Origin of the sequence: Mycobacterium sp. (genome assembly GCF_049683355.1) — a bacterium.
Taxonomy (GTDB): domain Bacteria; phylum Actinomycetota; class Actinomycetes; order Mycobacteriales; family Mycobacteriaceae; genus Mycobacterium.
In genome coordinates this window covers 1-11,813 of the sequence record NZ_JBAUJB010000404.1, presented here as the reverse complement: position 1 = coordinate 11,813, position 11,813 = coordinate 1, and the positions used below count along the sequence as shown (strand labels likewise).

General features: G+C 68.7%; 17 protein-coding genes and 1 pseudogene. 15 read left to right on the top strand and 3 right to left on the bottom strand.

Going from position 1 to position 11,813, the window contains the following annotated elements; all coding sequences use genetic code 11:
• The 11 genes and pseudogenes from WA944_RS23180 to WA944_RS23130 all read left to right on the top strand — a co-directional run.
• Nucleotides 1-434 (top strand): uroporphyrinogen-III synthase (locus tag WA944_RS23180; RefSeq protein WP_526647397.1); only part of this gene is annotated, 434 nt, incomplete at its 5' end.
• Between the two features lie 20 nt (nt 435-454).
• A complete protein-coding gene (hemB, locus tag WA944_RS23175; RefSeq protein ID WP_526371438.1) occupies nt 455-1,435 on the top strand; it encodes a porphobilinogen synthase in 981 nt (326 codons plus the stop codon).
• Complete coding sequence (locus WA944_RS23170; protein WP_526371436.1) at nt 1,432-1,839, top strand: hypothetical protein; 408 nt, start codon at nt 1,432-1,434, stop codon at nt 1,837-1,839. The genes hemB and WA944_RS23170 overlap by 4 nt, the downstream gene beginning before the upstream one ends.
• A gap of 20 nt (nt 1,840-1,859) precedes the next feature.
• The gene (locus WA944_RS23165; RefSeq protein WP_526371434.1) at nt 1,860-2,312 is read left to right on the top strand and encodes a hypothetical protein; all 453 of its coding nucleotides are present in this window, start codon (nt 1,860-1,862) and stop codon (nt 2,310-2,312) included.
• Nucleotides 2,309-2,812, top strand: coding sequence for a transport-regulating membrane protein Mce1N (mce1N, locus tag WA944_RS23160; RefSeq protein ID WP_526371432.1), 504 nt, complete (start codon nt 2,309-2,311; stop codon nt 2,810-2,812). Before WA944_RS23165 ends, mce1N begins: the two co-directional genes overlap by 4 nt.
• The gene (locus tag WA944_RS23155; RefSeq protein WP_526371430.1) at nt 2,809-3,099 is read left to right on the top strand and encodes a hypothetical protein; all 291 of its coding nucleotides are present in this window, start codon (nt 2,809-2,811) and stop codon (nt 3,097-3,099) included. Before mce1N ends, WA944_RS23155 begins: the two co-directional genes overlap by 4 nt.
• 80 nt (nt 3,100-3,179) lie before the next feature.
• Entirely contained in the window at nt 3,180-4,064 is an 885-nt protein-coding gene (locus WA944_RS23150; protein ID WP_526371428.1) for an oxygenase MpaB family protein, read from the top strand.
• Nucleotides 4,051-4,644 (top strand): TetR/AcrR family transcriptional regulator, encoded by a 594-nt coding sequence (locus WA944_RS23145; protein WP_526371426.1) that lies wholly within the window; start codon nt 4,051-4,053, stop codon nt 4,642-4,644. Before WA944_RS23150 ends, WA944_RS23145 begins: the two co-directional genes overlap by 14 nt.
• A 39-nt stretch (nt 4,645-4,683) precedes the next feature.
• Nucleotides 4,684-4,953: a hypothetical protein gene (locus WA944_RS23140; protein WP_526371424.1), complete on the top strand. Its 270-nt coding sequence runs from the start codon at nt 4,684-4,686 to the stop codon at nt 4,951-4,953.
• Between the two features lie 84 nt (nt 4,954-5,037).
• A pseudogene (locus WA944_RS23135) lies at nt 5,038-5,485 on the top strand (pyridoxamine 5'-phosphate oxidase family protein).
• Nucleotides 5,482-6,843 (top strand): cytochrome P450, encoded by a 1,362-nt coding sequence (locus WA944_RS23130; RefSeq protein ID WP_526647396.1) that lies wholly within the window; start codon nt 5,482-5,484, stop codon nt 6,841-6,843. Before WA944_RS23135 ends, WA944_RS23130 begins: the two are co-directional and overlap by 4 nt.
• Nucleotides 6,844-6,851: 8 nt before the next feature.
• Here the strand turns inward: WA944_RS23130 and WA944_RS23125 are convergent, their stop codons facing one another.
• On the bottom strand, nt 6,852-8,618 hold the full coding sequence (locus tag WA944_RS23125; RefSeq protein WP_526610028.1) for a DUF1254 domain-containing protein: 1,767 nt from the start codon (nt 8,616-8,618) through the stop codon (nt 6,852-6,854).
• A 78-nt stretch (nt 8,619-8,696) separates the two neighbouring features.
• Between WA944_RS23125 and WA944_RS23120 the strand changes: the two genes are divergently transcribed.
• Both WA944_RS23120 and WA944_RS23115 read left to right on the top strand, forming a co-directional pair.
• Nucleotides 8,697-9,170, top strand: coding sequence for a hypothetical protein (locus tag WA944_RS23120; protein ID WP_526371418.1), 474 nt, complete (start codon nt 8,697-8,699; stop codon nt 9,168-9,170).
• Nucleotides 9,171-9,586: 416 nt separating this feature from the next.
• Entirely contained in the window at nt 9,587-10,255 is a 669-nt protein-coding gene (locus WA944_RS23115; RefSeq protein ID WP_526371416.1) for a TetR/AcrR family transcriptional regulator, read from the top strand.
• 49 nt (nt 10,256-10,304) lie between these two features.
• On the opposite strand, the gene WA944_RS23110 is transcribed toward WA944_RS23115, so the two are convergent.
• Nucleotides 10,305-10,442, bottom strand: a complete 138-nt coding sequence (locus tag WA944_RS23110; RefSeq protein ID WP_526610030.1) for a hypothetical protein — start codon at nt 10,440-10,442, stop codon at nt 10,305-10,307.
• Nucleotides 10,439-10,822 carry a nitroreductase family deazaflavin-dependent oxidoreductase gene (locus WA944_RS23105; RefSeq protein ID WP_526371412.1) on the bottom strand — a complete coding sequence of 128 codons (384 nt, stop codon included), beginning with the start codon at nt 10,820-10,822 and terminating at the stop codon, nt 10,439-10,441. Before WA944_RS23105 ends, WA944_RS23110 begins: the two co-directional genes overlap by 4 nt.
• Nucleotides 10,823-10,845: 23 nt before the next feature.
• Between WA944_RS23105 and WA944_RS23100 the strand changes: the two genes are divergently transcribed.
• Together WA944_RS23100 and WA944_RS23095 are read left to right on the top strand one after the other, a co-directional pair.
• Nucleotides 10,846-11,232, top strand: coding sequence for a nitroreductase/quinone reductase family protein (locus WA944_RS23100; protein ID WP_526371410.1), 387 nt, complete (start codon nt 10,846-10,848; stop codon nt 11,230-11,232).
• A 52-nt stretch (nt 11,233-11,284) separates the two neighbouring features.
• Nucleotides 11,285-11,813: aspartate aminotransferase family protein (locus WA944_RS23095; RefSeq protein ID WP_526647395.1), on the top strand; the 529-nt coding region annotated here is incomplete at its 3' end.

Here is an 11,813-nt window from a genome sequence, read left to right as displayed (position 1 = left end):
ACGACGTTTTCGACCCGGTCAACCGTGTGCTGCTGCCCCGCGCCGACATCGCCACCGAGACGCTGGCCGAGGGGCTGCGCGAACGCGGCTGGGAGATCGAGGATGTCACCGCATACCGCACGGTGCGAGCCGCACCGCCACCGCCGCACACCCGCGAGATGATCAAGACCGGCGGATTCGACGCGGTGTGCTTCACGTCGAGTTCGACGGTGCGTAACCTCGTCGGTATTGCCGGAAAGCCGCACGCCCGCACCATCGTTGCCTGCATCGGACCCAAGACCGCGGAAACTGCAGCGGAATTCGGACTGCGTGTCGATGTGCAACCTGAGGTCGCTGCGGTGGGTCCGCTGGTGGAGGCGCTCGCCGAGCATGCCGCCCGGTTGCGCGCCGAGGGTGCGTTGCCGCCGCCGCGGAAGAAGAGCCGACGCCGGTAGTTCGGGAGGGACGGCTTCACATGGCTTTTCCGCGCCACCGCCCCCGGAGGCTGCGGTCCACCCCGGCGATGCGCCGGCTGGTGGCGCAGACATCACTGGAGCCAAGGCATCTGGTGCTGCCGATGTTCGTCGCCGACGGCATCGCGGAGCCCCGGCCGATATCGTCCATGCCCGGCGTGGTGCAACACACCCGCGAGTCACTGCGCCGTGCGGCCGCCGATGCGGTGGCCGCAGGAGTGGGCGGGCTGATGTTGTTCGGGGTGCCGCGCGACGAGGACAAAGATCCCGACGGCACCGCCGGCACCGATCCCGACGGCATCCTCAACGTCGCGCTGCGGGATCTGGCCACCGACCTGGGCGACGACACCGTGCTGATGGCCGACACCTGCCTCGACGAGTTCACCGACCACGGCCACTGCGGCGTGGTCGACCAGCGCGGCCGGGTGGACAATGACGCCACCAACCGCCGGTACGTCGAACTCGCTGTGGCACAGGCTGATTCAGGTGCGCACGTGGTGGGTCCCAGCGGCATGATGGACGGTCAGGTCGCCGCCATCCGCGACGGTCTCGACGCCGCCGGCCACTCGGGCACCGCAGTCCTGGCCTACGCCGCGAAGTTCGCATCGGGCTTCTACGGCCCGTTCCGCGAGGCGGTGGCCTCCAGCCTGGAGGGCGACCGCCGCAACTACCAGCAGGAACCGGGCAACGCGCGCGAGGCGATCCACGAGGTGGAACTCGACCTCGACGAGGGTGCCGACATCGTCATGGTCAAACCCGCGATGGCCTACCTGGACGTGGTGCGCGCCGCGGCCGACATCTCCCCGGTCCCCGTCGCCGCCTACCAGGTGAGCGGCGAGTATTCGATGATCAGTGCTGCGGCGGCGAACGGCTGGATCGACCTGCGCACCGTGGCGCTGGAGACGCTGACCGGTATCCGCCGCGCCGGCGCCGACATCGTCCTGACGTACTGGGCCGTCGACGCCGCCGGCTGGCTGTCGTGAGCGAACCGCCGACGACCCGACCACCTGATGTCGACACCGGGTTCTGGCTGTGGGTGGTGGCGCTGCCGCTGATGGTGATCGGCTACGCCGTCGACATTTTTACCGGCCCTGAGCGCCTGCCCGGACCGGTGTTGGCGTTCTCCCTGGTGATCCTGTTTGTCATCACCGTCGTCGTCGCGACCTTCCTCGTCCTGATGAGGCAGGGGTACCGGTGGGTGCGCACGGTGCTGACCGGCGGGGCCATCGCCGCGGTGGTGTTCTCGGCCGCCGGCCTGTTCACCGCCGAACGCCACGCGGTCGCGGCGATCGGCTACGCCGGCCCGGTGATCGTCGGCTCGGTGCTCATCGCGGGCGGGGTGTTCCTGCTGCATCGCAAGGACGCCCACGAGTTCTTCACCCGCTGATTCGTTAGGCTGGCCCGACCATGACCGACCCATCACCCGTGCCGCCGCCGCGGCCGCGTCTGGTCGACATCGCGTTCTGGAGCTTCATCGCCGGAGCCGTGATCATGATCGTCGGAGGGTTGATGGCGTCCACCGCCACCTTCGAGGCCGCCCGCGAGGCGGTCAACCCGTCCGTCGGCGACGACCAGGTGCGCAACTACCTCACCGTGTACCGGGTCAGCGGCGTGGGCTCGGTGGTGGCTGCGGCAGGGTTGGCCTTCCTGGCCGGCCGGACCCGCCGCGGCGACGCCCGGTTCCGCCTGGCGACGCTGGGCCTGGCGGTCGCGATCGTGGTGGTGGTGGCCGTGCTGGCGGTCGGGGTCGGGGTCGCGCAGCCGCTGGTCCTGCTGGCGTTGCTGCCGATCATCGTCGGGGCCGTCCTGCTGACCCGGCCCGCGGCCCGCACCTGGTGTGAGTCCGAGGGGCGCCGGTGACGCAGGACAACGGAGCCGACCGCGGTTCGGAGCCCGTGCTGTTCTCCGAGCCCGGCGCCAGCTGGCTGTGGTTGCTGGCCGGCCCCGCGGCGGGGATCGCGATGATGCTGATCCAGTTGTCGGCCGGCTACGGCATCCAGTGGTTCGTGCCCGGTCTGTTCTTCGTGCTGGTCTCGGGGTTCCTGGCGATCCAGGTGAAGGCGGCCCGGATCCACACGTCGGTGGAACTGACGGCGCACAAGCTGCGGCAGGGCACCGAGACCACGCTGACCGACGAGATCGTGCGGATCTACCCGGAAGCCACCGGCGCGGAGACGCCGAAATGGCAGTACGCGCGGGCGCTCGGCGAGCTGACCGGAGTGCCCCGGGGGCGCACCGGCATCGGGGTGCGGCTGTCCAACGACCGCACCGCCCAGGCGTGGGCGCGTAAGCACCACCAGCTGCGGGAGGCGCTGACCAATCTGCTCGAGGAGCGCATCCCGCCGGAGTCGGCGCCGTGACGTCCCGGCGCGCGGTGATCGAACTGTTGCTGGCGATCGGTGCAGCGGTGGGCTGCGTCTTCAGCTGGCAGGCGGCGAGCTCGGAGGTGGTGGTCGCGCCCGTCCTCGAGGGTGAGCCGGCGACGGTGTCGCAGGTGTACTACCCGCCGCTGCTGACGCTGTCGCTGCTGCTCGCGACCGTGGCGGGGGTGCTCGTCATCCTGGCCGTCAGCCGCCTCCGCCGCCGCGCTTCTTCCCCCGCGAAATATCATTCCGGGTCGCTGTCAGCACCGAATCAACAGCCGTAGCTTCACTCCCGCGGAATGGCCCATGTGGGCCTGACCACACGCTCCTGGTACAAAGTGCAGAATCTGTAACACTGTTGCTCATGACCGAGTTGGCGGACAAGAGCGGACACCTCGACAACCGGCCACCCGAGGCGCTGCCGTTGGGTCCGCAGTCGTTGGTCTGGCGGTATTTCGGCGACAACCGGATGTACTTGATCGGCCCGCGGCCCGCGCTGCTGCAGAACATGCTGGCCGAACTCGGACAGGGCGTCTACGACCACTCGACGTTCTTCGCCGACACCGCGGAGCGGCTGCGACGCACCATCCCGCCGATCTTCAACACCGTCTACGGCTCCGACGACGAGAACGCCGGACTGCAGGTCCGCGACTTCCACCACCACGTCAAGGGTGACCTGCCCGGCCCAGACGGCGAGGTGGTCGGCCGCTACCACGCGGAGGACCCCGACACGTACTTCTGGGCGCACGCCACGTTCGTCGAGCAGGTCCTCTACTTCGCCGACACTTTTGTCACCAGGCTGACTCGGGAGGACAAAGAGCAGATCTACCTCGAGTCCAAGACGTGGTACCGCCGCTACGGCGTCAGCGACCGGCCGATGCCCGCCACCTACGCCGAATTCGAGCGGTACTGGGACCACATGATGAACACCGTGCTCGTCGCGCACCCCACCGCGAAGTACGGCGTCGGCTACGTCACCAAGGGCTTCCCGAAGCCCAAGGCGGTCCATCCGGTGGTGTGGCGGCTGGTCGAACCCGTCTTCAACCCGCTGGCGGCATTCGTCACCACGGGCGGACTGCCGCCGCGGGCGGGCGAGTTGCTCGCGCTGCCGTGGACCGACCGTCAGGAGCGCCGCTACCAGCGCTTCGCCGCATTGTGGCGGTCGCGCCCGGTCAACTGGATCTGGGACCACCTGCCGATGCGGGTGCGCTACAGCGGCTACGCCGTCAAGGGATATGCCCGGTCCTGACTGGGCGACCCGCGAGATCCTCGACGCCGCCGTCGTCGAGTTCGAACGCCACGGCTTCCGTCGGGTCGCGCTCGACGACGTCGCACGCCGCGCCGGCGTCAGCCGCACCACCATCTACCGTCGCTTCGCCAACAAGGACGAGCTCGTCGGTGCGGTCATCGAACGGGAAAACGTCCAGTTGTTCGCCGATATCGCCGCCGAACTCAAACAGTCTGGGCCACAGTCGAATTACTACGTCGAAGCATTCACGCTGTCGATCCTCAAGTTCCGCAGGCACCGGGTGATGCACCAGATGATCACCGACGAGCCCGGCCTGCTGCTGGAGTTGGCCGGCCGCTACCACCGCGCGGCGAACGAGCGGATGGCCGAAGCGCTGAGGGTGATCTTTCCGCCTGGATTCGCCGAGCGGATCGGCGCCGAGGCCGTCGACGAACTCGCGGACTGCATCCTGCGCTACGCCGCGATGGTGCTGCTGCTGCCCAGCAGGCAGCCATTGGACACCGCCGACGACATCCGGGAGTTCGCGCGCCGGCATTTCCTGCCCAGCCTTCCCGCCGCACTGCGCAGCGTGCCGGCCTGAGTTGTTTTGCAGATCACACTTTTGGGCAGCCCGCACCGCATGGAACAAGAATCTGAAGGCAACGGCCAGCAACTCACCGAGAAACCCGAGGTCACCGACGAGCACAAGGAAAAAGCCCGTAAAGTCGCCGAGAACAACCCCGACGACCAGCCGACCACGACCTTGCCCGGCACCGGCGGCACCGTCGCCGGCACCGCTGTCACCGACTGGGTCGACGACGAGGACAAGGGCAAGATCGAGACCAGCGCCGACGAAGGCAACGTGCAGTACCGCAACACCGACGAGTTCCGCGAGAAACTCGACGAGTGACGCGGTGGTCGCGGGCAGCCGTCGACCTCCCTAAGCTGACTCCTCGTGACGTCCCTCGACCAGATCGCGCCGGCTTTTGTCAGGATGGCCCATTCGATCGTCTGGGCGTCCGTGGCCACCGTCGACGCCGACAGCAAACCGCGAACACGCATTCTGCACCCGATCTGGGAATGGGGACGGCACCGATCTGTTCGGGTGGATCGCGACGGTGCCGACACCGGTGAAGCGGGCGCACCTCGCCGTGCACCCGGAGGTGTCGGTGAGCTACTGGACCACCAACCACGACACCTGCGCAGCCGACTGTCTGGTCGAGTGGTACACCGACGACGAGACCCGCACCGCGGTGTGGGAGAAGTTCGCCACCGGCCCCGAACCGGTCGGCTACGACCCGGCCATCATCCCGATGTGGAAAGACGGCCCCACCTGCGAGCAGTTCGCCGTCCTGCGGCTGGCGCCCTACCGGCTGCGGGTGATGCCGGGTGCGGTGATGACCGCGGGCGCGGGTGAGGTGCTGAGCTGGCACGCGTCATGACCGTGCGCCCCACCGAGGCCGGACCGCTGCCGCTGGCCCCGAAGAACCCGCTGCCCTACCGGCAGCTGGTGAATCTGGTCCGGACCCTCGACACCGGCCAGGAAGTGATCCGGGACGCCGGTGGCCCCGTCACCCGCGTGCAGCTCGGACCGAAGCGGCTCTTTCCCCCGCTGGTCGCGGTGTTCTCGGCCGACGCGATCCGCGACGTGCTCGGCCGCAACGACGCGTTCGCCGAACGCTGCATCGTCCACGAGGAAGTTCGGCAGATGGCCGGCGACAGCCTCTTCGTACTGCCCAACGTGCCGTGGCGGCCACGTAAGCGGGCCCTGCAGCCGGTGTTCACCCGGCAGAACGTCCGGCTGTTCGGAGATCACATGTCGCGCGCCGCCGAGGTGTTCGTCGAATCCCGGCCTCGCGGTGGTGATGTCGACCTGGACCTCGAATGCCGGCGGATCACCATGCAGTCGCTGGGACGATCGGTGCTCGGCGTCGACCTCAACGAGCGCGCCGACGTGATCGCCGAGCACATGCACGTCGCGTCGTCCTACACCGCGGACCGCGCGTTGCGGCCGATCCGCGCGCCACGGTGGCTGCCGACGCCGGCACGGCGGCGGGCCCGGGCTGCGGTCGCGGCGATGCACCAGGTCACCAGCGACATCCTGCAGGCCTGCCGCGCCGACCCCAGCCGCGACGCACCGCTGGTGCACGCGCTGATCGGGGCCACCGACCCGGAGACCGGCCAACCTCTCTCCGACGACGACATCTGCAACGACCTGCTGATCTTCATGCTGGCCGGCCATGACACCACCGCCACGGCGCTGACCTACGCGCTGTGGGCCCTCGGACACCACCCCGACGTCCAGGACCGGGTGGCCGCCGAGGTCGCCGCGATCGGTGACCGCGCGCTCGACCCGGCGGACGTGTCGCAGCTGGGCTACACCGTCCAGGTGCTCAACGAGGCGCTGCGGCTGTGCCCACCGGCCGCCGGTGTCGGCAGGCTGGCCGTGCGGGACATCACCGTCGGCGGTTACCGCGTCGAGGCCGGTACCCTGCTGGCCGTCGGCATCTATGCGCTGCACCGGGACCCGGCGCTCTGGGACGACCCGGCGACGTTCGACCCCGACCGGTTCAGCCCGGAGAGATCCGCCGCCCGGGATCGCTGGAACTTCGTCCCGTTCGCCGGCGGCGCCCGCTCCTGCATCGGCGAACACTTCGCCCGGCTGGAGACCACGCTGGCGCTGGCGACCATCGTGCGCAGCTTCGTGATCGACTCGACCGACGACGTCTTTCCGGTCGACGTGCCGTTCACCACGGTCGCGAAGGGGCCGATCAGGGCCCACGTCACCCCGCGCGACTGAGCCGCCGGCTACAGGCGCTCGATGCCTGGCACCACCCAGCTGCCGTCGAGGACCTCATCCTGCGGGTCGTAGACACGCAGATAGACCCGGAAAGCTCCGTCTGGCACCGGAATCCAATTCACGTTCGGGTCCTGGGGATCTTCCTGGGAGAAGACGATGTCGATCGAACCGTCCTGCTGGTAGACCAGGTTGCCCGACCCTGTGCTGCTGACGGCGTAGATCTCCTGCTCGTTGGGCACCAGGAAGCCGTCGGCGTCATAGACCGTGATCGACCAGAACGCGTCCGCGGGCGGTTCCTGGCCGGGCTCGAAGTGCAGCTGATAGGAGTTCTTCCCGTTGAGCCGTCGCAGGCTCTCGTCCAGGAACGCCGTGGCGTAGTAAGCCTCCTCCGGTGTGTTGGCGCCCAGTCCGATCTTGGCCACCCCGGCTCGGAGCAGGTAGTCGGTGCCGTAATCGCCGATCGCGGGATCGGGTGAGGCCCAGCCCTCGTTACGCACCGCCATGCTGTACTGCGCCATGCTCACCAACGGGTCCAGTAGCGCCGAGACCGTGCGCACGGCCGCCTCGGCCGCCCAGGTGGCGGCCGGGCTCAGGTTGGCGTCGGACACCTCGAGCCCTGGACCCACCCCGATGCGGATGAGTTCGGCGAGCTTGTCGGCGTCGCTGGCGGGGGGCGGGCTGGAGACCATCGCAGCGCTGATCGCGTCGAGGGCGTCGATCCCGGTCGGCAGCGGCTCCGAGGTGCTGGTGTCGAAGTCCTCGATCGGATAGGTCGTGGGACCGCCCGGTGCCGTGAGCGAGTATTGCCGCATCAGCGCTACGGCCTCCTGCTGGTCGGCCTCGTCGCCGGCGAGGGTGCGGCCCAACAGCCAGATGTCGGAGTAGGGGACGACGATGACCTCCGCGCCGGGCGGAATCTCCCCTTCCGGGCCGTCTTCCCAGACGATCGCGTAACTCGCGGCCTCAGATCCCGTTGTCCGCGAGCCGATGTAGCCGACCACGTTGGTGTATGGGTCCATCAACTGGAAGACGAAGTACCGATCCTCCATGTCGGGATGCGACAGCACCACCGGGCCCTCGCTGAGATCGAGGTAGGCCAGTGTGTAGAGGGTATCGACGTTGGGCGCGACCACCAGGTGCTGGTCGGGGTCGATATAGCTGGTCAACGCGTTCAGGGTGTTGGTTGCCGGCGCCTCGGCCTGAAGGCGCTCGGTTTCGAGCAACGGGTATCCGTAGAGGTACGCCTGAGCGGCCCGCAGTGCCGCCTCGAGCGGCCTGGGCGGCGGTGCGATGCTGACGTCACCGGCCGAGGTGACCGCTACGTGCACCGTCACGGTGGGCGCCTTGAGTATCCCGGTCAGACCGAGCAACCCGTAGTGGTGCGGCGGATTGCCGACGGTGTCGTCGATGGTGACGGTGAACTGATCGATGACAGCGGAACCGGCCGGTGCGTTGGGGACGTAGGTGAAGTGGCCTTGGTCGTCGACGACGACGGTGCCGTGCGTGGGGGCGCCGGTCACGGAATAGGTCAGCGCGTCACCTTCGTAGTCCACGGCGTTGAAGTCGCCGACCACCGCGCCGTCGACGTTCAGCTCGGTGGACGCGGTGGGGTCGGCGGCTGGACGCTGGTTGTTCCACTTGTACTGCGACTGGCGCACCAGCCACATCGCCTCCAGGACGCGCGGGACCGGCAAGCCCGGCCCGGGCAGGTTCGTCGCGAATCGGCCCAGGCCGATCCAGGTCATGACGTCGGCGACGATGCTCTTGTAGGTCACCGGAGCCGGTTCGGCCGCGGCAGGGGAGCTCAGCGCTGCCGTGACGGCCGATTCCGAGGCGGCACGGGGCGGCGTCTGGTGGGCTTCAGCGAAGGTATCGGCGACGGATACCGCCGCAGTGCGGGGTGCCGGTCGAATGATCTCGGTCTCGGTATCCCGGAGGCGTGCCGCCCGCCGCTCGTTCACGTCGGTTGCCGCAACGGCTGGTTGCCGGGGTTGCGCAGTTGGCCGGCCTGCCGTGTCAGCGTCATCGCGGGAACCGGTCGTGGCCGGGACCGCAGGTTCGTCCGGAGTCGCTGTTCCGACCTGGTCATCCTTCGCGGGCTGGTGCTCGGAATCGCCGTCATCGGCGCCGGACGTCGGGGTTTCAGGGGATTCCTCGGCCGCTGCGGAATGCGGGCCCTGCCCGGGGCGATTCGTGGGGTGTCCAGCGGCCGGCTCCTCGTCGGCATCGGAGTCTGCAACTGGCGCCGCCTCGTCCTCGGTGTCGGAATCGTCGACCGCCGACTGGCGCGACCGGGCACCGGATACGGGCCCGGTTCTGCCGGGTGAGGAGGGCCCCGCGGCCTCAGCGTCGCTGTCTGCAGATCTGCGTGGTCGCTCCGTCGCGGTATTACTGGTGGATGGCCGAGAAACAGCGCCCCTGCGCGCATCGGAATCATCGCCCGGCGAGGCGCTCGCAATCCCCGAGCCGCCGATCATCGCCATCGCGACACCCGCAGCCGCCGCAGCAGCAGCTGCCGGCAACCAACGTGGGGCTTCAGACGAAGGCGACATGGCCGTGCTTACCGGTGTGCGTCCGGGGGTTTCGGCGTTCATCTGGCTTTTCTTCCTTTGTTGCGGCGGGCACATCTTGCGGCGCTTGGCTCAACGGAAAGTATTAGACATGCATGCGTGTCCAAAGGCAAGGCCTGCGATCGGGATCGTGTACGCCGCGCAGGGTGCTGGTTCGCCGAACGGGGATATCGATGGCCGGATCTGAATCCGCGGCGCAGCCGCTACCGCGCGGTCGGCACAAGCTCAGCAAACAGGCGGTTCTCGAATCGCAACGTGAGCGCCTGCTGATCGCCATGGAGGAACTGGTGAACGAGAACGGCTACGTGGCGACGAGCGTGCCCAAGGTGGTTCGCCGGGCACGGGTCACCGACCGCACGTTCTATGCGCTGTTCGAGGACAAAGCGGAGTGCTTCATCGCCACCTGCGAACGACACGGTGACCAGCTGCGGGACCTACTGGCTGCCTACGTGCGCGAGATCGAAACGGCCGAGGACCCCATCGCCGCGTTCGATGCCGGCCTGCACATGTACCTGCAGTGGTGGATGGATCGACCGGGCGGCGCGCGCGCATTCTTCGTCGACATCCTCGTCGTGGGCGACCGAGCCTTCGCGTCGCGGGATCGGCGCGCGAGCATGTTCGCCGACGCTCTGCGCAGAATCGCGGTGGTCCTCCGAAGCCGACTGGGCGTCCGGGGCGAGCCCTGCGAGGTGGATGCGGTGGCGGCGGCAACGTTGGCCAGCGAACTCGTCGCCCGCAAGGTGCGGGCCGGGCAAATGGCCGAACTACCCCAACTACATTCCGACCTGCGCCGTGTACTCCTCCTGTTGCTGATGGCCGAGGAGCCGCGGACCGAGAGCTGAAGATTCGAACTACCGCGCACTGTTCGGCGGCAGCAGGCGGCTCCAGACGTCAGCGGTCTCGGCGAGCGATCCACCACGCGACCGCGGCGAGCAGCACCAGCACTGCCGCGGCGACGATCCAGGCGGTCACGCCGCCGAAGCCCGCGCCGACCCCGGCCACCCCGCCGGGTTCCGCCAGCACGATCATGTGCCCCGCCGCAGCAGCACCGCCGACTCGAACGGCAGCCGGGCGAACACCGGTCGCATCACCCCGGTGACGTGGGCCGACGCCTCGTTGCGGGCCATCACCTGCGGCTCGGTGACCCGAAAGGTTCTGCCGTAGCGGCGCATGGTGCCGCCACCGGCCGAGGTGACGTTCTTCAGCCAGTCGCGGTCGGGACCGTAGGTGAGCAGCACCGCCACCCCGTCGCGGGTGCTGAACACCGTCAACGGTGTCCGGTAGTGCTTGCCCGACCGGCGTCCGACGTGCTCGAGGATTCCCATCGTGGGCGCCCAGCCGGCCCACATTCGTTGGATCGGGTTGGTGACGTGGCGGTTGAACCGGGCCAGCCATTGCGGGAGTTGCATGAGGTCCATCACACTCTTAGTCCATGGCGTATCTCAAGCCTCCCTGGTTCGTGGCCACCGTGTTCAACAAGTTCGCGATGGCCACCGGGGTGGGCAACAGCGAGACCCTGACCGTCACGAAGCGGGCCAGCGGACAACCGCAGCAGATCCCGGTGGTGGTCCCAGAGGTCGACGGCGTCAAATACCTGGTGTCCACCCGCGGTGAATCCCAGTGGGTCAAGAACGTCCGTGCCGACCCGCACGTCACGGTGGGCTCGGTGAAGTACCTGGCAGCCGAGGTGCCGGTGGAGAAGAGAGGACCTGTCCTGGCCGCGTACAAGCCCAAGGCCGGCAGGGTGGTCGAGGGCTACTGGCGCAAGCTGCCCGAAGACGCCGATCACCCGGTCTTCGCTCTGACGCCCCTCGACTGAAACCACTACACCCTGTAGTTGACCCAGGGCGCCCGGCTGGGACACTGGTGCCATGAGCAGTACCGACCTGTCCGCGAAGCTGTTCGCCGACGCGTGTTCCGTGATACCCGGTGGGGTGAACTCCCCGGTGCGGGCGTTCTCCTCGGTAGGTGGCACGCCGCGGTTCATCACCTCCGCCGCGGGCTGCTGGCTGACCGACGCCGACGGCAACCGCTACGTCGACCTGGTGTGCTCGTGGGGGCCGATGATCCTCGGCCACGCCCACCCCGCCGTGGTCGAGGCGGTACAGCGGGTGGCCGCCGACGGGTTGTCGTTCGGCGCCCCGACCCCGTCGGAGTCCGAGCTGGCCCGCGAGATCATCGGCCGGGTGGCCCCCGTGGAGATGCTGCGGCTGGTGAACTCGGGCACCGAGGCCACCATGAGCGCCATCCGGCTGGCCCGCGGCTACACCGGTCGCGCGAAGATCGTCAAGTTCTCCGGCTGCTACCACGGCCACAGTGACGCGTTGCTCGCCGACGCCGGATCCGGGGTCGCGACGCTGGGGCTGCCGTCGTCGCCGGGAGTGACGGGTGCCGCTGCGG